Below are 18,771 nucleotides of genomic sequence, written 5' to 3' on the forward strand. Positions count from 1 at the left end.
GTTAACCGGTCGGCCGCGACTCGGCGTACCCCGTCACCGTTGCCCGATTGTGAGCAGCGCACCCCCGACGACCACCGAGGTCGCCTTCGAGCGGGATCCCCGCCCCGCCGGCCGGGCCGTCCGCCGGCCCCGCAGCGCCCGGATCCGGGCCTGGCTGGGTCACCATCGGCGGGACCTCGCGGTCGCGCTGTTCTTCACCGCGTTCGCCGGATGGCTGACCCACGGGCTCTGGCCGAACCCGGGCGCCCGGACGCTGGCGCTCAACCCCGCCGACCAGGCCCTGTACGAGTGGTTCCTCGCCGTGGACGCGCGGGCCCTGTTCGGCGACTTCGGCCTGCTCACCGACCGGCTCAACGCCCCCGACGGGGTGAACCTCATGGCCAACACCACGGTCATCGCGCTTGGCATCGCGCTCGCGCCGGTCACCCTGCTGCTCGGGGCGCCGGTCACCTTCGCCCTGCTCGCCGCGGCCAACCTGGCCGGCACCGCGGTGGCCTGGTACCTGCTCTTCACCCGGACGCTCCGGGCACGCCGGCTCGCCGCGGGGCTGGGCGCCGGCCTGTGCGGGTTCGGCCCGGGCATGGTCTCGCAGACCAACAGCCACCTGCACATGACCGCCCAGTGGCTGGTGCCGCTGATCGTCTGGCTGGTGGTGCGGCTGCTGCGCGCCGCCGATCCGCGGCGGCTCCGCCCGGTCGGCGCCCGTACCCCGGCGGCTGGCCCGGACCGGCGCCGGATCGTCAGCTCCGCCGTCGGCCTCGCGGCCGTGGTCACGGCCCAGGTGTTCATCGGCGAGGAGGTGCTCTTCCTCGCCGCCGTGACGCTGCTGGTCATGGCCGTCACGTGCGCGGTGGTCGACCGGGACCTGGCGCGCCGCGCGCTGCCCGGCTTCGCGGCCGGGATGGCGCTGGCCACCGGACTCGCGCTGGTGGTGCTCGCGTACCCGCTGTGGTTCCAGTTCGCCGGACCGCAGGGTGTCGCCGACGGCGTCTTCAACCCGCGCCACTTCTCGGCCGACCTGCGGAGCTGGTGGGCGGTCTCCCCGCTGTCGGTGGGCGGCGGCGACGAGGCGGCCGGGCTCACCACCGGGCCGGCCGAGTACAACACCTTCCTCGGCTGGCCGCTGCTGCTGGTCACCGCCGTCTGCGCGGTCTGGCTCGGCCGCCGTCGCCCGGCCGCCATCGCCTGCGCCGTCGCCGCCCTGGTGATGGGGGCGCTCTCGCTCGGCCCGTCGGTGGTGGTCGGGGGTACGCGGACACCCGTGCCCGGCCCGTACTTCCTGCTGGCCGGGCTGCCGGTGGTGGACGGCGCGCTGCCGATGCGGTTCGCCCTCGCCGTGCTCCCGCTGGCCGCGACGCTGCTGGTGCTCGCGGTGGACCGGGCGTTGCGGGGCACCGGCCGGGCCCGCCGGCTGGTGCCGGCCGCGGTCGGCGCCGCGCTGCTGCCGCTCGTACCCACCCCGCTGCCGACCGCCGACCGCCCGCCGCTTCCGGAGTTCGTGACCGGCGGGCACTGGCGCGCGTGCGTCGAGCCGGGCGGTGTGCTGGTGCCCGTGCCGCTGCCGAGCCCGCGGGAACCCTGGCCGATGCGCTGGGCGGCGGCCGCCGACGTGGCCTTCGGCCTGCCCGAGGGTTTCTTCATCGGCTCGTACGGCCGCCACGGCACCGCCGCCTTCGGCGTCTACCCGCGGCCGACGTCGGCGCTGCTCGCCGACGTGGCGCGGCGGGGTGACCGGCCGGTGATCGGCGAGGAGCAGCGCCGGCAGGCGGCTCGCGACGTCGACTACTGGGACGCCTCCTGCGTGGCGCTCGCCGACGGCACCCCGCACGCGGAGAGCCTGCGGATCACCCTGGAGCAGCTCTACGGTCCGGCCACCCGGGTCGCCGACGCCTGGATCTGGCGGGTCTGATCGTGCCCCGGACGCGACACGGCCCCTCCGCGCGGGCGGAGGGGCCGTGTCGACGTACGTCAGCCCTGGCGGACCGGCACCGGCTGGGACGCCTCGAGGAACTCCTCGCGCGGATCGTGCAGCTGGCCGAGGGCGACCACCTCGCGCTTGAGGAAGAACGCCAGGGTCCAGTCGACCACGACCCGGACCTTCCGGTTGAACGACGGAATCCGGCTCATGTGGTACGTCCGGTGCATGAACCAGGCCGGCCAGCCCTTCATCTTGATGCCGTACACCTGGGCCACGCCCTTGTGCAGGCCGAGGCTGGCCACGCTGCCCGCGTGCTTGTGCCGGTACTCCACGGGCTCCCGCCCCCGGATCACGGCGCGGATGTTGTCCGCCATGCGGGCGGCCTGGCGCACCGCGTGCTGGGCGCTGGGCGAGCAGTAGGCCCCGGGCGGGCCGGTGAGGTCCGGCACGGCCGCGCAGTCACCGGCGCTCCACGCGCCCTCGACCACCCGGTCGCCGTCGACGACCTGCAGCGTCGGCAGGCAGGTGACCCGGCCCCGCTGGTCCCGCGGGAGGTCCGTCTTGTCCAGCAGCGGCGACGGCTTCACACCGGCGGTCCAGACGATCGTGTCGGCCCGGAAGCTGTCCCCGTCGGAGAGCTTCACCAGCTTGTCGACGCAGGACTCCAGCCGGGTGTCCAGCCGGATGTCCATGTTCCGCTTCAGGAGCTGCTGCACCGTGTAGGCGCCCATGTCCCGGTCGACCTCGGGCAGCACCCGCTGCGTCGCCTCGACGAGCACCCAGCGCATGTCCTCGGGGGTGAGCTCCGGGTAGTAGCGCAGGGCGTCGCGGGCCATGTCCTCCATCTCGGCGATGGCCTCGATGCCGGCGTACCCGCCGCCCACGAAGACGAAGGTCAGCGCGCTGCGCCGCACGTCCGGGTCGGACGTGGCGGCCGCCACGTCGAGCCGGTCCAGCACGTGGTTGCGCAGGTAGATGGCCTCGCCGATGGTCTTGAAGCCGATGCCGTGCTCGTGCAGCCCGGGGATGGGCAGCGTGCGCGACACGGAGCCCGGCGCCACGATCACGTGGTCGTACGAGATCTCACGCGGGGGCCCGGCGATCGGCTGGACCGTCGCGACCTTGCGAGCGTGCTCGATCCGCGTGATCGTGCCCGCCACGACGGTGCACCGCCGCAACTCGCGTCGCAGCGGCACCACGGAGTGCCGGGGGGAGATGTTGCCCGCCGACGCCTCCGGAAGGAAGGGCTGGTAGGTCATGTGCGGCTGGGGGTCCACCACGATGACCTCAGCCTCGAGAGAGCTGAGCTTCTTCGACAGGCGCAGGGCCGCGTAGAGGCCCACGTGACCGGCACCCACCACAAGGATCCGCTTCGGATTCACGCCATCTATCTTTCCCCGGCCCGCTCGGCTAATCCCGTCCGCGCCCCCCTTCTGTGACGGAGCACAACCGCTGTGACCTGCGCAACGTCGCCGCGACCTCCCCCGTCACCGGCGTCGCAGGAGCCACCCGAGCAACCCCGACACCGCCACGGCGACCAGCAGCCCCGCCACCGTCACGAGCTGGTGGCCCGAGTCCCCGCCGAGGCCGCCGACCTCCATGAGCAGCACCCCGAGCACCGCCGTGGCCAGCAGCACCCCACCGGCCCGCAGCAGCCAGCGCGTGATCAGCTCCGGGTCGACGACCGCGTCGTACGGCAGCAGCGCGGCCAGCGCGCAGAGCGTGTGCGCCAGGTACAGCAGGCCGGCCAGGGCGAGCAGTCGCCAGAGCGCGACGGGCCGGTCGTACCCGTCCGCGGCGAGCAGCCATCCGGCCACCGTGACCAGCGCCGCGAACGTCGGCCACACCCGGCGCGGCCAGACCGCCGCCAGCACCGCCACGACGACCAGCAGGCCGAGCGTGCGCCCGAGGAGCACCTCCGCGGGGTACGCGAGCACGGCGCCGGCCAGCACGGTGAGGAAGATGCCGGCGCGGATCAGCAGCGGCGTGGGGCTGGTGCGGGCGACGGCCGTGCGGAGCGTACGCACCCGCTCGGTGAGGGCGTCGATCATCGCGGGCCCCCTCCCCCGCCGGCCGTGGGCCGCCGGACGGCCGACCGCGGGTTCACCGGGCACCCACCCGGGGCGCGGTGGCGAGCCGGGCCACGTCGTGGAGCACCTGGTCGAGGCTTCCGGCGCCGGCCCAGCGCACCACCGGTACGCCGTGTTCGCGCAGCTGGGCGATCATCGTGTCCCGGTCGAGCCACCACAGTCGGTACGCCACCTCGGCCCAGCCCTGGTCCTTCGGTGGGCTCAGGTTCGCCGGGAGCGTGTCCACCGCCACCACGAACCGGCCCGAGCGGGCCAGTCGGGCGAGCATCTGCGCCGACCGCTCGTCCAGCAGCGGGGTCAGCACCACCACGAGCGCGTCCGCGGAGAGCAGCTGCGGGCCGAACACCTGGTCGTACGGCTCGTGCGAGCTGGCGTGGGCCCGCACGTCGAGCAGCCACTCCAGCACGGTCAGGTACTGCCGCCGCCCGGTGGCCGGGCGCAGCCGGCGCGCGGCCGGGCCGTACTCCAGCAGGGAGACCCGGTCCCCGCGGTGCAGGTAGTGCTCGGCGATGGCGGCGGCGGCCCGCACCGTCGTGTCCAGCACCGAGGCGGCGCCGTCGACGCCGCCCGAGCGGCCCGCCTCGGCGAGCACGTCGAGCAGGACCACCACCTCGGCGTCCCGGTCGGAGAGGGTGGCGGCGACGTGCAGCTGCCGTGCCCGCAGCGACACCCGCCAGTCGATCCGCCGCAGCCGGTCCCCCGGCGCGAAGACGCGGACGCCGGCCAGCTCGCCGCCCTCGCCGGGCCGGCGGGAGTGGTGCGCGCCGACCAGGCCGGCGGCCCGGGGCATGGCCTCGACCGCCTCGAACGGCTCGGTCTTCGGGTACACCCGCACGCGGACCGGTTCGGTGATCACCGCCCGGGACACGAGCATCCCGCCGGCCGCGGCGACACGTGCGCCGGCCGGACCGATCGGGTGCCGCCCCCACCGCAGCGCCGTGCCGGCCAGCTCCAGGTCGACCGCCGTCGCGGCGGGCACCGACGTGACGAACGGCCGGTCGGCCACCGTCTTCCCGCCGGCCGTCGCACCGCCCGCGAACCCGACCCGCTCGATCCGTAGCCACGGCGAGACCCGGCTGCGGACCACGGCGACCTCGTACTCCACGGCGTCCGGGTTGCCGAGCGTCACCGTGCGGCCCATCTCAGCGCCCTCGACGAGGTGGGCGTCGTCGGCGTCGATCCACACCTCGGGCAGCGCGCGGGGCCGGCGGCGCAGCGCGTACGCGGTGCCGAGCGCGAACGGGGTGGCCAGGACCACCAGGTCGACGCGCCCGAGCACGACGCCGGCCAGCAGCAGCAGACCGGTGAGGAGGACGGCCCGGCCCAGTGCCCGGGTCGGCGTCCAGCCCGCCACCGGTGGCTGCTCCGGCACGCTCGGTCCGCCCATCAGAGCCCGGGCCGGCCGGCCGCGTAGCTGGGCAGGGCGCCGCTGGCCGGGGCCGGCGTGCCCTCGAGCACCTCACCGACCACGAAGGACGGGTCCACCCGCCGCAGCCACATCTCGGGGCGCAGCGTGATCCGGTGTGCCAGCGCCGGCGCCGCCACCTCCTTGACGTCCTCCGGCACCACGTAGTCCCGTCCGGCGAACACGGCCCGGACCCGGGACAGCAGAAGCAGCGCCAGCGAGCCACGGGGCGAGGCCCCCACCAGCACCGACGGGTGCTCGCGGGTGGCCGCGGTGAGCGAGACGATGTAGCGGCCGATCGAGTCCTCGACCACCACGTCCTCCAGCGCGGCCTGCATGGCGCGCAGCGTGGCGGCGTCCACCACCGGCTTGATCTCCGCCTCCTCCCGGCGGCGGGCCATCCGGCGGCGCAGCACCTCCCACTCCTCCTCGTGCGCGGGGTAGCCGAAGGAGACGCGGAGCAGGAACCGGTCGAGCTGCGCCTCCGGCAGCGGGTAGGTGCCCTCGTACTCGACCGGGTTGGCGGTGGCCAGCACGTGGAACGGCTCGTCGAGCCGGTAGGTGACGCCCTCCACCGAGACCTGCTTCTCCTGCATGGCCTCCAGCAGGGCCGACTGCGTCTTCGGCGGGGTCCGGTTGATCTCGTCGGCGAGCAGCAGGTTGGTGAACACCGGGCCGGCGCGGAAGGTGAAGTCGCCGCTGCGCTGGTCGTAGAGGAACGAGCCGGTGACGTCGGCGGGCAGCAGGTCGGGCGTGAACTGGAGTCGACGGAAGTCCAGCCCGAGCGCCTGGGCGAAGGAGCGCGCCGTGAGGGTCTTGCCGAGGCCCGGCAGGTCCTCCAGCAGCACGTGCCCGCCCGCCAGGATCCCGGCGAGGACCAGCTCCAACGCGTCCCGCTTGCCGACCACGACCGAGCCGACCGCGTCCAGCACGGCCCGGGCCAGGTGGCCGACCTCCACGGGGGGCATGCTCCGGTCCACGTCGTTCATCAGATCTTCTCCAGTTCGGCGACGATCGCCGCGAGGTCGCGCGGCGACGGGGGGCGGCGGGGCGGGGTCTCCAGGAACGCCCAGAGCCGCTCGCCCAGCAGGGCACGGGCACGGGCCGGGTCCGACTCGCGGGTCACACCGTGCCGGAGGCGCAGCCGTTCGTCGGCCAGCTCCTGCAGACGGGGGAGGATGACGGTGCTGAACCGCTCCGGCCGGGTGTTCGACCACTCCAACGGCCACTCCCAGCCGTTGATCGCCCGGCGCAACGCGTCCTGGGCACCCCAGTTCCAGGTGCCGTCCTCCACGGCGGAAGCCGGGGGGCGGGGCTTCGGCAGCGGCGTGGGCGCGAGCGCGGCGACGACCCGGCGTACGGCGAAGAGCGCGACCACACCGGCGATCAGGACCAGCAGCGACACCCGCAGCCCGACCGCGCGCAGGGCGACGATCACGACGACGACCACCGCCGCCGCGGCGGCCAGCGACCGCAGTGCCTGACCCAGCCAGCCGCTGCGGCCCCGCCCGTCGGGCCTCGGCCGCTCCTCCTCGAAGCTGAGCAGCTCGTCGATGCTCGCGCTGCCGCTCATGCCGGTGCTCCCCCTCGCCGCAGGGAATGTCCGCTCACGCCGGCACCTCATCGGAGGTCACGGCGGTGAGTTCACCGCGCAGCCGGCGCAGCGCCGCCCGGGCCTGGTCGCGGGTGCGCTCGTCGACCGGTCGGGTGGCGTACCGCGCCTCACGGTAGACGTGGGCGAACTCGGCGAGCACGTCGGCGCTCACGATCGCCGGCACACCGGCGGAGGGGTCGCCGCGGAGCAGGCGGAGGACCAGGTCGGTGGAGGTGTCGCCGGCCAGCCGCGGAACGCCCGCCGCCGCGGCGGCCTCCTCGAGGCGTACCCAGCAGGCGATGACCGCAACCCGGGGGTCGACGTCCTCGTCGTCCAGCTCGACGAGGCCGGCGTCGACGGCGGCCACCACCTCCCGCGCGGTGCCCTCGGCCGTGCGTCCCGGCCGCTGCGGCAGCGGGCGGTGGCGGCGGCGCAGGACGTTCCGGATCGGCGCCCAGAGCAGGTAGCCGAGGGCGGCGACCACGGCCAGCCCGGCCAGCACGATGGCGGCCGTCACGATCCACGATGGCAGGTCGGGCAGGTTGGCCTGGCCGGCGTCGCGGGGCTCGACGGGGATCGAGGGCGGCGCCGTCGGGAACTCGCTCGGGTACTCGGGAACCAGCGGGATGCCCTCGGCGGCCGGCGGGATCCGGCTCGCCCCGAGCGAGGAGTTCGCGGCGGCGATCCCGGCGCCGACGAGCAGCAGGACCACGGCGGCGACCGGCCACCAGCGGCGCAACGGGCCGGGACCGGCCGGGGCGCCGTCCTCCGCGACCGGGGACTGCGGTGCGGGCTGACGCGTACTCTTCGTCATGGCCACCGCCCCACGCAGCTTCAGTCCACTCCGGCCAACTGCTTCGCCCGGGCGAACACGTCGTCCAGCATTCCTGGTGTCAGCCGCCCTGTGAAGGTGTTCTGCTGGCTGACGTGGTAGCAGCCGAGCAGATCCGGTGCGGCCGTGCCGGACCAGTGTGCCCCATGGGCGAAGGCCGGTCGCGGGCTGGGCGGACGGATTCCGTAGACGTGCCGCAGCACGGGCCACCAGGCGGCCCACGCGAAGGCGCCCAGCGCCACGACCACGCGCAGCGTCGGCCGGATCAGCGCGACCTCCCGGTGCAGCCAGGGCGCACAGGTGTCCCGCTCCTGCGGGGTCGGCTTGTTGTCCGGCGGGGCGCACCGCACCGCCGAGAAGATCCGCATGTCACGCACCGTGAGTCCGTCGTCCGCGGCGACGCTCGTCGGCTGGTTGGCCAGGCCCGCGCGGTGCAGCGCGGCGAAGAGGACGTCGCCGGAGCGGTCACCGGTGAAGATCCGGCCGGTGCGGTTGCCGCCGTGGGCCGCGGGCGCGAGACCGAGGATGGCGATCCGCGCGTCGGGCGGGCCGAAGCCGGGAACCGGACGACCCCAGTACCGCTGATCGCGGAACGCCGCCCGCCGGGTGCGGGCCACCTCCTCCCGCCAGTCCACGAGCCGGGGGCAGGCGAAGCAGTCGCTCACCGCCGCGTCGAGGTCGGCCAGGTCGGCCGCCCGCGCCGCGCGGTCGACCACCTCGTGCGGGGTACGCGGCTCAGCCAAGCTTCGCCCGGAAGAGTTCGAGGGTGCGCGCCCAGGCGGTGGCGGCGGCCCGCTGGTCGTAGTTCTCCGGCCGGTCCTCGTTGAAGAACGCGTGGGCGGTGCCGGGGTAGTCGTAGGTCTGGCAGGTGCCGCCGGCCTTCTCGATGGCGTCGCGTACGGTCTGCACGCCGTCGTCGGCGGAGGTGCCGTCCGCCTCGGAGCAGTGGATGATCGCCGCCTTGCCGGCGTAGTCGGTCCACTCGGTGCGCATCCCCTCCCAGGGCAGGCGGGGGTAGAAGGCCGCGGTGGCGACGATCCGCTCCGACCGGCTCGCCGCCCAGAGGGCCAGGCTGGCCCCGGCGCAGAAGCCGGCGCAGCCGACCTTCCCAGCGACCTCGATCCGGCCGGCGAGGTAGTCGGCCGCGGCGGCGATGTCGGAGGCGGCCTCGTCCATCTGGACGCTGTTCAGCATCTGCCGCGGCTCACTCGGTTTGCTGGCCGGCCCGCCGTGCCGGAAGTCCGGGGCGAGCGCGACGAAGCCGGCCTCGGCGAACCGGTCCACGACCGCGCGTACGTGGGGCACCAGACCCCACCAGTCCTGGATGACGATGACCGCCGGGCTGGCCGCACCGCCGGAGGGTATCGCGAGATACCCCTCGCTCGTGCCCTGGCTGCGGTACCTCACCATTTCGCCCATCGGCCCGTCCTCCTAGCGGTCAGTCATCGTTGGCTGGTCGCCCAGTGGCGGTAGCCTGCCACGCCACGACCGCCCCGGGAAGAGGCGGGAGCAGTGGCGTTCACCTCCTGTTGGTTCCGTGTCGACCCGGCGTACGCCGACGGCGGCGCGCACCGTCGTCGCGCCGCCGTCGGGGCCGTCCGGACCGGCCGGACCGGCCGGACCGTGGTCTGTCAGGACTTCTTGGTGAGGCAGAGCAGGTACCCGGTCTTGCCCGGCTCGATGCTGTAGAAGAGGTAGCCCTCCTGGTCCTCCTTGATGTACGGGTCGCACCCGGCGCCGGACTGCGCCTGCGCCTCGGTCTGCCCGTCGACGCGACCGACCACCGTGTACACGGCCTCCGTCGAGGTGCAGTCCACGACCTTGGCGCCGTCGACCTCCTCCTCCTCGGTGCCGGTGACCTCGGGCAGTTCGGCGATGCAGTCGCCGGCCTTCGCCTCGGCCGTCGGGTCCTTGTCGAAGAACCCGCGGATGGCGGTGGCGAGGCCGAACTTGAGCCCGGCGACGACCACGACGACGACGATCGCGCTCAGGATGCCGAGCGCCTTCCTGCCGCCGGACTTCTTCGTCTCCGGCGCCGCCGGGGACGTGGCCGGCTCGGCCGGGGGCGTGACCGGGGGCGCCGCCTGCTCCGCCGGCTGGGGCTGCTCGGGGCTGGCCGAGGGGGGCGGTGCGACCTGCTCTGACACGGGGGTTCCTTCCGAGGGGTTGATGAGCAGACGACACCGTAACGATCATCAACTCCGCCCGCCGTCCCGCCGGCCTCATCCGTTCAGGTATTTCCCAGCTTCGTCGCCGGCCGCACGGCCGCCGGCGTCCGACCGCCACGGCCGCCGGCCTCCGCGGGCGTCCGACCGCCACGGCCGCCGGCGTCCATGGGCGTCCGGCCGCCACGTGGTGACGGTCGGACGCGAATGGACAGCTCAGCGGGTCGCGGTGGGCGCCGGGGTAGCGGTCGGCGCGGGCGTGCCGGCGCTGCCGGTCGGCGCGGGCGTACCGCTCGGGGTGGCGGTCGGCGGCGCCGTCCCCGTCGGGTCGACGGTCGGGTCGGGTGTGGCCGACGGGGTGCCCAGCGGCGGCAGGACCGGCGCCGTCGACGGATGGTGGGCCGGCGCCCGCGGCGCGAAGGGCGCCCGGTCCGGGCAGTACGGGTACGGGCGCAGCAGCGGGTTGCCGTTCGCGTCCCACTCGTCCACACAGTCCGGATAGCCGAGCCGGATGGGGTTGCCGTCCTGGTCGAAGAGCCGCGCGTTCTCCACGAGCCGCCCCTCGCTGTCGTAGACGAAGACGTCCCGGACCGCGTCGTACGGGTTGTTCACGGCGATCGGGTCGTAGGGGTAGTAGCCGGCCCGGTTCTCGGCGTTGGCGAGCCCGGCCAGCGCGAAGACGACGAGCACCACGCTGCTGGCGTGCAGCGCCCAACGGGGCCAGCCGTGCAGCCCCTCGGAGCGGCGACCGAGCCAGACCGACACGAGGACGAGGCCGGCGAGCAGCATCAGACCGGCGAGGAGTTCGCCGCCGAAGCGCGGCAGCAGCCCGAAGCTGCCGCCCGTGCTGACCGTGGTGACCAGCATCGCCGCCAGGTAGGCGCGCAGCACCCACCAGGCCGGGCGGAGCAGCCGCAGGAACTCGCTCGCGGTCGCGTAGCCCAGGGGCGGCCCGAGCCGGGCGTCCAGAGTGCGCAGCCGGCCGCGCGTCCGGTGCACGGCGGCGGCCAGCCGGTGGTCGAGCGTACGGCGGCCGACGCTCGGCGCGCCGGCGGCGGCCCGCAGCTCCGCGGCGTACGCCTCGGGCGCGCCGAGCCGGTCGACGAGGGAGCCGCCGGCCTCCGCGGCCACCTCGGCGAGGTGCTCGGCCAGGTCCTCGGTCAACTCGTCGCGGACCGCCGCGGGCAGGTCGGCCAGGGCCGCGCGCACCCGCTCGACGTACTCCGTGATCTCCTGCTCCGTGACGGTCACGCCGCCACCCCCCGTTCGTCGAGCAGTGCGTCCATGGTGGTGGCGAACGAACGCCAGAGCTTGCCGGAACGGGTCAACTGGTCCCGCCCGGCCGCGTTCAGCGAGTAGTACTTGCGGTGCGGTCCGGATTCGCTCGGCACGACGTACGTCGTCAGCAGCCCGGCGGCGAAGAGCCGGCGCAGGGTGCCGTAGACCGACGCGTCGCCGACCTCCTCGAGGCCCGCCTCGCGGAGCCGGCGGAGGATGTCGTAGCCGTAGCCGTCCTCGTCCCGGAGGACGGCGAGCACGGCGAGATCCAGCACGCCCTTCAACAGCTGCGTGGTGTCCACGCATCGCACACTACTGTGTTATGCGAAGTACCGTCAATCGAACAGCACCACCGGTACCCGCGTGTCCCCGGGCGCCGGGTCCGCCGAGCCCCGACCCGCCCGTCTTGGCCCGCCCCTGGGCCGGGCCTGCGCCCGGGCCGGGCCGGTCAGGGCCCGATCGTCGGGTCCGTGGATCGCCGGTTCCGCCGGATGGTCGTAGGGTCGGGGCATGTCGTGGAGCAGCTACGGGACCTTCCTGGTCTTCGCCCTCGTGCTGATCCTCATCCCCGGCCCCGACTTCGCGGTGGTCACCCGCAACACGCTGGCCTCGGGTCGACGCCGGGGGACGTGGAGCGCCGTCGGCGTCACCGTCTCCAACGCCGTGCAGGGGCTCGCGGCCGCGGCCGGCCTGGGCGCGCTCGTCGTCCGCTCCCAGCCGCTGTTCGAGGCGATCCGCTGGGCGGGCGTGGCCTACCTGGCGTACCTCGGCGTGCAGGCGTGGCGCTCGGCGTGGGCCGGCCGGTACGCGCCGCTCGACGGCGGCACCGCCCCGCCCGGCCAGGCGCTCACCGGCTTCCGGCAGGGTTTCCTGTCCAACATCACCAACCCGAAGGTGCTCGCCTTCTACCTCGCGGTGCTGCCGCAGTTCGTCGGCGGCTCGGCACCGCTGGCGGTGCTGGCCGCCTTCGCGCTCAGCCACGCGGTGCTGTCGCTGCTCTACCTGCTCCTCCTGGTCGGCGCGCTGCACCGCGCCCGGCAGGTCCTCTCCCGCCGGCGGGTGCGCCGCTGGCTCGACGGGCTCACCGGGTGCGCCCTGCTCGGCTTCGGGGCGCGCCTCGCCACCGAGCGCACCTGACCGGCCCGACGGCCCGCGTCGGCGTCGCTACCGCTGCAGGCTCCAGGCGATGCCGTCGAGGATGTCGTGCTCGGAGGCGACGACCGAGGGCATGCCGGCCCGTTCCATGATCACCCGCAGCACGAGCGCGCCCGCGCCGATCACGTCGGCCCGGCCCGGGTGCATCACGGGGATGGCGAGCCGCTGCTCCCGCGTCTTCGCGAGCAGATCGGCGGTCACGTCGGCCACCTTGTCGTACGGGACCCGGGCGTGGTGGATGCGACCCGGGTCGTACGCCTGCAGGCCCTCGGCGATCGCGACCACGGTGGTGACCGACCCGGCGAGCCCGACCAGTGTGGCCGCCTCGCGCCCGGGCACCACCTCCAGCGCCCGGTCGACGGCGACCGCGATGTCGGCCTGGGCCGCGGCGATCTCGTCGAGGCCGGGCGGGTCGCCGTGCAGGTGCCGCTCGGTCATCCGCACGCAGCCGATGTCCATCGACACCGCCGCCTGCACCCCACCGTCGCGGGTGCCCACCACGAACTCGGTCGACCCACCGCCGATGTCGACCACGAGGAACGGCGCCTTCGCGTCGGCGGGCAGCCCGCGGACCGCCCCGGTGAAGGACAGCCGGGCCTCCTCGTCGCCGCTCACCACCTCGGGGGCCACGCCGAGCGTCCGCTCCACCATCGTGCGGAACTCGTCGGCGTTCGCGGCGTCCCGGGTGGCCGAGGTGGCCACCATCCGCACCCGTTCGGCGCCGAGCTTCTCGATCTCGGTCGCGTAGTCGGCCAGCGCGACCCGGGTGCGCTCGATCGCCTCCGGCGCCAGCCGTCCGGTCCGGTCCACGCCCTGGCCGAGCCGGACGATCTCCATCCGGCGGCTGAGGTCGGCCAGCGGCGCCTCCGGCCCCGCGCCGGGATCGGGCAGGTCGGCGACCAGGAGTCGGATGGAGTTGGTCCCGCAGTCGATGGCGGCCACGCGCGTCGTCACGTCCGCAACCCTACGGCAGGCGGCCGGCCGGCGGCCCGGTCACCGCGAGCCGAGCGGCCTCCGGTCGGCGTGAGCCAGGCGACGGCAGCGGCGGCCCCGCAGTGCCCGTCACGCCGACGGAGAAGCGGCCAGCAGGTGCGCGCCGAGCGGCGTCAGCCGGTGCCGGACGCTTCCGCCGACCCGTTCGGTGTCGACGAGACCCGCCGCCCGCAGCGCCGCCGTGTGCTCCGACGCCGACGCGAGGCTCACCTCGACGGCCCGGGCGAGCGTGGTCGTGCTGTGCTCACCGGGTTCGGCGAGCCGGCGCAGCACGGCGGCCCGGGTCCGGCCGACCAGCCGGGCGAGGACGTCCGGCCCGGCCGAGGCTGCCGGTGACGCGATGGAGACCGGGTAGACGAGCAGGACCGGGCGGCCCGGCTCGACGAGCGCACGCGGGCGGACGCCCGACAGCGGCGAGGGCACGAGGATCAGCCCGTGCCCGGTCCCGGGCAGGTCGCCGTCCCACCACGTGTCGACCTCCAGCACGGGCGGGTTCCACCGGATCAGCGGGTGCAGCCCGCCGAGCAGACCGTCCACACCGGCGAACGCGTACCGGTGCGCGGCGGCGGCCACCTGCTGCCGGTGCGAGCGCCCCAGGTCGGTCCAGTGTGGTGCGAGCACGGCGTCGAACCAGGTGCGGGTCGCCGCCGCGAGCAGGTCGAACACCTCCGGGTCGGCGGCCGCGAAACGCCGGCGCATCGGGGTGGGCGGGAGGCCGGCGTACGCGGCGCGGACGTCCGCCCGCACCCGCCAGGTCGGCGTGGCCCGGATCGCGTCGAGGCCAGCCGCCAGCGAGTCCAGACCGTCGAACGGGGTCAGGAAGTCCGGCAGCCGGCCACGGGCGGGCAGCAGGTGCCGCAGGGCGGCGCTCGCGGCCCGTACGTCGTCGTTCCGGACCGCCTCGGCGGCCCGGCCGGCCAGCACGGGGGCCGTCACGGCGACCGTCGGGCCCCGCAGCGCCTGGCTGGCCAGCAGTGCCATGCCGGCCGGATGCGGGCGGTCGGCGAAGCAGATTTGGCGCAGGTCCGCCGATCGCAGCCGGAGGCGAAGCATGGGAGCAGCCTGCCGGTCTTCGGCCAGCGCCGAAAGGGTTGACCGGTCGGTGTCCGGCGACCGACGGTGTGCGCCATCACGAAGGGGGCAGGCATGCGGCGGTTGCTGGCGGTGGCGGCGGCGGGACTGGCACTGGCCGGTGCCGCGTGCGACGGGGGCGCCGCCACGCCGGCGCCGTCCGCGGCCGGTGGGGCCGCCGAGCCCGGTCCCGGGGACCACCGGCTCACCCTCCCGCACGGCGGCCGGGAACGCACCTACCTCCTGCACGCCCCACCGACGTACGACCGGGCGACGCCCACCGCCCTGGTCATCGCGCTGCACCCGTACCCCGGCAGCGGCGCGGCGATCCGCGAGATGGCGGGTCTGGACGCCGTCGCCGACCGGGAGGACGTCCTGGTGGCGTACCCGGACGGGACCGGCGGCGGCTTCAACGCCCTGATCTGCTGCGGCGACGCCGACGACGTCGGCTTCCTCACGGCGCTCACCGAGCACCTCGTCCGGACGTGGGGTGCCGACCCCGACCGCGTCTACCTCACGGGCATCTCGAACGGCGGCGACATGAGCTTCCGGGCGGCGGTCGAGGCGTCGGGCGTCTTCGCCGCCATCGGCGCGGTCAGCGGCGGCTACGGCGGGCCACGGACGGAGGCGGACGACTACGTGCCGACCCGCCCGGTCTCGGTGATCACGTTCATCGGCGGGCAGGACCGCTACGCCGACGTGTTCCGGGAGGGCATGCGGACCTGGCAGCGACGGCTCGGCTGCCGGCCGGCGCCGGCCGCGCCGGGCGGGGCGCCGGGAGTCACCCGCACCGACGCGCGCTGCGCCGACGGCAGCGACGTCACCGTCTACACCCTGCCCGAGATGGGCCACGCGTGGCCCGGTGCGGCCACCGGGCAACTCGCCGATCCCGACGCCGGCGTGTCGGCCACCGACCTGATCTGGGACTTCTTCGCCGCGCACCCGCGCCGCCCGTGACCGGCGCGCCGGGCCGGAACGGGCCGGAAGAAACGGCCGGCTGCCCGGCTCAGAGACGCAGCAGCATCCTGGTGTTGCCGAGCGTGTTCGGCTTGACCCGCTCCAGGTCGAGGAACTCCGCCACACCCTCGTCGTACGAGCGCAACAGCTGCTCGTACACCTGCTGCGGGACCGGCGCGCCGTCGATCTCGGTGAAGCCGAACGAGCCGAAGAAGTGGGTCTCGAACGTGAGCACGAAGATCCGGGCCACGCCCAGCTCGCGGGCCGCGTCGATCAGCTCGCCCACGATCCGGTGCCCGATCTTGCGTCCCCGGTAGGCGGGGTCGACCGCGACCGTGCGGATCTCGGCGAGGTCCTCCCACATCACGTGCAGGGCGCCGCAGCCGATCACCGTCTCGTCGTCGGCGCGCACCGCGACGCGGAACTCCTGCACGTCCTCGTACAGCGTGACGGTGGCCTTGCTGAGCAGCCGGCGGTCGTCGGTGTAGGTGTCCACCAGCCGGCGGATCCCCCGCACGTCGCGCGTGCGGGCCCGCCGCACGAGGATCTCGTCCGCCGCCGCGACGGGCGGCTCCGCGCCGGCGCTCATTCGCCGTCCGGCACGTCCACGCAGGGCCCGGCCGTCCACCAGGGCTCGACGAGCGCCAGCGTCTCGTCGCCGAACGGGTTGACCCCCGGGCCGGCGGCGAGCGCGTGGCCGAGGTGCACGTGCAGGCACTTCACCCGGCCCGGCATCCCGCCGGCGGAGATGCCGGCGATCTCCGGCACGTGGCCGATCGCCTCCCGCCGGGCCAGGTAGTCCTCGTGCGCGGCCCGGTAGCGGGCCGCGAGCTCCGGGTCGGCCGCCAGCCGCTCGGCCATCTCCTTCATGAGGCCGGCCGACTCCAGCCGGCTGCACGCCCCGGTCGCCCGGGGGCAGGTGAGGTAGTACAGCGTGGGGAACGGGGTGCCGTCGGCCAGCCGCGGCGTCGTCTCGACCACGTCGGGCAGCCCGCAGGGGCAGCGGTGGGCCACCGCCCGGGTGCCGCGGGGCGGGCGGCCGAGCTGCGCGGCCACCGCGGCCAGGTCGGCCTCCGTGGCCGGTTCCCGCCGCGGCGGGGGTACGGAATCCGCCGCCGGCTCCTGCGGTGGTACGACAGTCACGGTGCCCATCTCTCGTTCGCTGCTCGACTGGTGCTCAGTTGGCGGGCTGCTCGCCGTTGGCCGCCCGGACGCTCGACCACAGGGTGTCGTACCAGGGGTCGGGCGTGGCCGACGCGCTGGGCGCCGGCTCGCCCGCGTCCCGGGCGGCGCCCTCCGGGTCGTTGAGCAGGATCACCAGCTTCTCGCCCGGCCGGCCCATGAAGAACCGCTCCCGCGCCTTCGTCTCGATGAAGGCGTCGTCCTGCCACTTGGCGGCCTTCTCGGACAGCTCGGCGATCAGCTTCTCCTGGGCTGCCTGGGAGGCCTCCATCCGCTCGATGTCGGCCTGCTGGTCGAGGTAGACCCGGACCGGATAGGTGTACGCGAGGGCGAGCGCGATGAGCACCGCGAACAGCACGGTGGCCCGCCCCGTGAAGCGTCGGGGGTGGGGTGCGGACAGCCGCTTGACCGGCCCGCCGGCCCCGGTACGCCGGGCCGCCGCGGGTCGGTTGACGGAGCGTACGCCCTCGCTGCCGCGGGCGGCCCCCGGCGCGCGACCGGCGGTCCCCCGCGGCTCGGCGCGGACGCCGGCCTCCCGGAGCGAACCCCGGGCGGCGCGGGCCCCGCCCGGCCGCCCGGACGTGCCGGGCCGGCGGACGGGACGCTGACCACCCGGTGTGCGGCGCTGCTGCATCGTCACACCCCTCCCCCGAGGCCTCGCGCGTCTCAGGCCGAACGGTAGCGCGGGAACGCGCCCACGCCGGCGTACCGCGCCGCGTCGCCCAGCTCCTCCTCGATCCGCAGGAGCTGGTTGTACTTGGCGACCCGGTCGGAACGCGCCGGCGCACCGGTCTTGATCTGGCCGCAGCCGGTCGCCACGGCGAGGTCGGCGATCGTGGTGTCCTCGGTCTCGCCGGAACGGTGGCTCATCATGCACTTGAAGCCGGCCCGGTGCGCCAGGTCGACGGCGTCGAGGGTCTCGGTCAGCGAACCGATCTGGTTCACCTTGACCAGCACGGCGTTGGCGGCCTTCTCCGCGATGCCCCGGGCGATGCGCTGCGGGTTGGTGACGAACAGGTCGTCGCCCACGATCTGGATGCGGTCGCCCACCGCGGCCGTCAGGGTCTGCCACCCGCTCCAGTCGTCCTCGGAGAGCGGGTCCTCGATGGAGACGATCGGGTAGTCGCCGATGAGCTTGGTGTAGTAGTTGCTCATCTCCTCGGCGGACTTGCTCGCGCCCTCGAACGTGTAGACGCCGTTCTCGCAGAACTCCGTGGCCGCCACGTCGAGCGCGAACACGATGTCGGTGCCGAGCCGGTAGCCGGCCTTCTCGACGGCCTCGGCGATGAGGTCGAGGGCCGCGGAGTTGGTGGGCAGGTTCGGCGCGAAGCCGCCCTCGTCGCCCAGGCCGGTGGAGAGGTCCTTCTTCTTCAGCACCGACTTCAGGGCGTGGTAGACCTCGGCGCCGGACCGCAGCGCCTCACGGAAGCTGGGCGCGCCGATCGGCGCGATCATGAACTCCTGGATGTCGACGTTGGAGTCCGCGTGCGCGCCACCGTTGAGGATGTTCATCATCGGCACCGGGAGCAGGTGCGCGTTCGGCCCGCCCAGGTAGCGGAAGAGGCTCAGCTCGGCACTGCCCGCGGCCGCCTTCGCCACGGCCAGGGACACCCCGAGGATCGCGTTCGCGCCCAGCTCGGACTTGGTGTCCGTGCCGTCGATGTCGATCATCTTCTGGTCGATGAGGCGCTGCTCGCTGGCCTCGTAGCCGATGATCTGGTCGACGATCCGGTCCTCGATGTTCGAGACGGCCTTCTCGACGCCCTTGCCCTGGTAGCGGTCGGCGTCACCGTCGCGCAGCTCGAGCGCCTCGAAGGCGCCGGTGGAGGCGCCGGAGGGCACCGCGGCGCGGGCCACCGTGCCGTCGTCCAGACCGACCTCGACCTCGACGGTGGGATTGCCCCGCGAGTCGAGAATCTCCCGGGCGACGATTCCCTCGATGGTTGCCACTGAGTCGCTCCTCGTATGTGTCGTTCGGGTGCGGGCCGCGACGGTGCGGCTGAGGCAGGTGTTGAACGCAGCGTAGCGGGCGGCCGGTGAGCCCGGGCCGTCCGGGCGTACGCCGCCCGCCGGAAAGCCGACCTTCGCGGCACCGTGCCCGGACATTCCCGGATTCTCCGGCCTCAACCGG

Annotated in this window: 20 protein-coding genes; 3 read left to right on the top strand and 17 right to left on the bottom strand. The window is 74.7% G+C overall.

Going from position 1 to position 18,771, the window contains the following annotated elements; all coding sequences use genetic code 11:
• The first annotated feature begins 49 nt into the window (after positions 1 to 49).
• Entirely contained in the window at positions 50 to 1,909 is a 1,860-nt protein-coding gene (locus OG994_RS20200) for a hypothetical protein (protein ID WP_328850627.1), read from the top strand.
• A gap of 59 nt (positions 1,910 to 1,968) precedes the next feature.
• Here OG994_RS20200 and OG994_RS20205 read toward each other — a convergent pair whose 3' ends face one another.
• The 11 genes from OG994_RS20205 to OG994_RS20255 all read right to left on the bottom strand — a co-directional run bounded on the left by OG994_RS20205 (position 1,969) and on the right by OG994_RS20255 (position 11,584).
• Positions 1,969 to 3,300, bottom strand: a complete 1,332-nt coding sequence (locus OG994_RS20205) for an NAD(P)/FAD-dependent oxidoreductase (protein ID WP_328850628.1) — start codon at positions 3,298 to 3,300, stop codon at positions 1,969 to 1,971.
• A gap of 105 nt (positions 3,301 to 3,405) precedes the next feature.
• Positions 3,406 to 3,969 (bottom strand): hypothetical protein, encoded by a 564-nt coding sequence (locus OG994_RS20210; RefSeq protein ID WP_328850629.1) that lies wholly within the window; start codon positions 3,967 to 3,969, stop codon positions 3,406 to 3,408.
• Between the two features lie 52 nt (positions 3,970 to 4,021).
• Entirely contained in the window at positions 4,022 to 5,395 is a 1,374-nt protein-coding gene (locus tag OG994_RS20215; RefSeq protein ID WP_120327683.1) for a DUF58 domain-containing protein, read from the bottom strand.
• Positions 5,395 to 6,402: an AAA family ATPase gene (locus OG994_RS20220; protein WP_120327682.1), complete on the bottom strand. Its 1,008-nt coding sequence runs from the start codon at positions 6,400 to 6,402 to the stop codon at positions 5,395 to 5,397. The genes OG994_RS20215 and OG994_RS20220 overlap by 1 nt, the downstream gene beginning before the upstream one ends.
• Entirely contained in the window at positions 6,402 to 6,986 is a 585-nt protein-coding gene (locus OG994_RS20225; protein WP_328850630.1) for a hypothetical protein, read from the bottom strand. Before OG994_RS20225 ends, OG994_RS20220 begins: the two co-directional genes overlap by 1 nt.
• Before the next feature lie 34 nt (positions 6,987 to 7,020).
• On the bottom strand, positions 7,021 to 7,821 hold the full coding sequence (locus OG994_RS20230; protein WP_328850631.1) for a DUF4129 domain-containing protein: 801 nt from the start codon (positions 7,819 to 7,821) through the stop codon (positions 7,021 to 7,023).
• A gap of 20 nt (positions 7,822 to 7,841) precedes the next feature.
• A complete protein-coding gene (locus OG994_RS20235; protein WP_396844990.1) occupies positions 7,842 to 8,555 on the bottom strand; it encodes a uracil-DNA glycosylase in 714 nt (237 codons plus the stop codon).
• 19 nt (positions 8,556 to 8,574) lie between these two features.
• Positions 8,575 to 9,258 (bottom strand): dienelactone hydrolase family protein, encoded by a 684-nt coding sequence (locus OG994_RS20240; protein WP_120327678.1) that lies wholly within the window; start codon positions 9,256 to 9,258, stop codon positions 8,575 to 8,577.
• Between the two features lie 212 nt (positions 9,259 to 9,470).
• Entirely contained in the window at positions 9,471 to 9,986 is a 516-nt protein-coding gene (locus OG994_RS20245) for an LppU/SCO3897 family protein (RefSeq protein ID WP_120327677.1), read from the bottom strand.
• 234 nt (positions 9,987 to 10,220) lie between these two features.
• Positions 10,221 to 11,255, bottom strand: coding sequence for an HAAS signaling domain-containing protein (locus OG994_RS20250; protein WP_328850633.1), 1,035 nt, complete (start codon positions 11,253 to 11,255; stop codon positions 10,221 to 10,223).
• The gene (locus OG994_RS20255; RefSeq protein WP_120327675.1) at positions 11,252 to 11,584 is read right to left on the bottom strand and encodes a PadR family transcriptional regulator; all 333 of its coding nucleotides are present in this window, start codon (positions 11,582 to 11,584) and stop codon (positions 11,252 to 11,254) included. The genes OG994_RS20250 and OG994_RS20255 overlap by 4 nt, the downstream gene beginning before the upstream one ends.
• A 208-nt stretch (positions 11,585 to 11,792) precedes the next feature.
• Between OG994_RS20255 and OG994_RS20260 the strand changes: the two genes are divergently transcribed.
• Entirely contained in the window at positions 11,793 to 12,419 is a 627-nt protein-coding gene (locus tag OG994_RS20260) for a LysE family translocator (RefSeq protein WP_328850634.1), read from the top strand.
• A gap of 27 nt (positions 12,420 to 12,446) precedes the next feature.
• Here OG994_RS20260 and OG994_RS20265 read toward each other — a convergent pair whose 3' ends face one another.
• Positions 12,447 to 13,379 carry a Ppx/GppA phosphatase family protein gene (locus tag OG994_RS20265; RefSeq protein WP_328853755.1) on the bottom strand — a complete coding sequence of 311 codons (933 nt, stop codon included), beginning with the start codon at positions 13,377 to 13,379 and terminating at the stop codon, positions 12,447 to 12,449.
• 120 nt (positions 13,380 to 13,499) lie between these two features.
• The gene (locus OG994_RS20270) at positions 13,500 to 14,483 is read right to left on the bottom strand and encodes an ArsR/SmtB family transcription factor (RefSeq protein ID WP_328850635.1); all 984 of its coding nucleotides are present in this window, start codon (positions 14,481 to 14,483) and stop codon (positions 13,500 to 13,502) included.
• 93 nt (positions 14,484 to 14,576) lie between these two features.
• On the opposite strand from OG994_RS20270, the gene OG994_RS20275 reads away from it, so the two are divergent.
• Positions 14,577 to 15,458: an alpha/beta hydrolase family esterase gene (locus OG994_RS20275; RefSeq protein WP_328850636.1), complete on the top strand. Its 882-nt coding sequence runs from the start codon at positions 14,577 to 14,579 to the stop codon at positions 15,456 to 15,458.
• A gap of 49 nt (positions 15,459 to 15,507) precedes the next feature.
• Here OG994_RS20275 and OG994_RS20280 read toward each other — a convergent pair whose 3' ends face one another.
• Genes OG994_RS20280 through eno form a run of 4 tightly spaced genes read right to left on the bottom strand, consistent with a single transcriptional unit; the run spans position 15,508 to position 18,590 of the window.
• Positions 15,508 to 16,047 carry an amino-acid N-acetyltransferase gene (locus OG994_RS20280; protein ID WP_328850637.1) on the bottom strand — a complete coding sequence of 180 codons (540 nt, stop codon included), beginning with the start codon at positions 16,045 to 16,047 and terminating at the stop codon, positions 15,508 to 15,510.
• Positions 16,044 to 16,601, bottom strand: coding sequence for a DUF501 domain-containing protein (locus OG994_RS20285; protein WP_120327771.1), 558 nt, complete (start codon positions 16,599 to 16,601; stop codon positions 16,044 to 16,046). Before OG994_RS20285 ends, OG994_RS20280 begins: the two co-directional genes overlap by 4 nt.
• A gap of 34 nt (positions 16,602 to 16,635) precedes the next feature.
• Entirely contained in the window at positions 16,636 to 17,274 is a 639-nt protein-coding gene (locus tag OG994_RS20290; RefSeq protein WP_328850638.1) for an FtsB family cell division protein, read from the bottom strand.
• A gap of 32 nt (positions 17,275 to 17,306) precedes the next feature.
• Positions 17,307 to 18,590 (bottom strand): phosphopyruvate hydratase, encoded by a 1,284-nt coding sequence (gene eno / locus OG994_RS20295; RefSeq protein WP_120327669.1) that lies wholly within the window; start codon positions 18,588 to 18,590, stop codon positions 17,307 to 17,309.
• Between the last annotated feature and the right edge of the window lie 181 nt (positions 18,591 to 18,771).

This window comes from Micromonospora globbae (genome assembly GCF_036184225.1).
In the GTDB taxonomy this organism is placed as follows: Bacteria; Actinomycetota; Actinomycetes; order Mycobacteriales; family Micromonosporaceae; genus Micromonospora; species Micromonospora globbae.

What these genes read in the sequence shown, in the direction of transcription:
- OG994_RS20275 (WP_328850636.1), top strand. Translation starts at nt 14,577, where the DNA reads ATGCGGCGGTTGCTGGCGGTGGCGGCGGCGGGACTGGCACTGGCCGGT.
- OG994_RS20270 (WP_328850635.1), bottom strand. Translation starts at nt 14,483, where the DNA reads ATGCTTCGCCTCCGGCTGCGATCGGCGGACCTGCGCCAAATCTGCTTC.
- OG994_RS20230 (WP_328850631.1), bottom strand. Translation starts at nt 7,821, where the DNA reads ATGACGAAGAGTACGCGTCAGCCCGCACCGCAGTCCCCGGTCGCGGAG.
- OG994_RS20225 (WP_328850630.1), bottom strand. Translation starts at nt 6,986, where the DNA reads ATGAGCGGCAGCGCGAGCATCGACGAGCTGCTCAGCTTCGAGGAGGAG.
- OG994_RS20280 (WP_328850637.1), bottom strand. Translation starts at nt 16,047, where the DNA reads ATGAGCGCCGGCGCGGAGCCGCCCGTCGCGGCGGCGGACGAGATCCTC.
- OG994_RS20210 (WP_328850629.1), bottom strand. Translation starts at nt 3,969, where the DNA reads ATGATCGACGCCCTCACCGAGCGGGTGCGTACGCTCCGCACGGCCGTC.
- OG994_RS20290 (WP_328850638.1), bottom strand. Translation starts at nt 17,274, where the DNA reads ATGCAGCAGCGCCGCACACCGGGTGGTCAGCGTCCCGTCCGCCGGCCC.
- OG994_RS20260 (WP_328850634.1), top strand. Translation starts at nt 11,793, where the DNA reads ATGTCGTGGAGCAGCTACGGGACCTTCCTGGTCTTCGCCCTCGTGCTG.
- OG994_RS20215 (WP_120327683.1), bottom strand. Translation starts at nt 5,395, where the DNA reads ATGGGCGGACCGAGCGTGCCGGAGCAGCCACCGGTGGCGGGCTGGACG.
- OG994_RS20220 (WP_120327682.1), bottom strand. Translation starts at nt 6,402, where the DNA reads ATGAACGACGTGGACCGGAGCATGCCCCCCGTGGAGGTCGGCCACCTG.
- OG994_RS20240 (WP_120327678.1), bottom strand. Translation starts at nt 9,258, where the DNA reads ATGGGCGAAATGGTGAGGTACCGCAGCCAGGGCACGAGCGAGGGGTAT.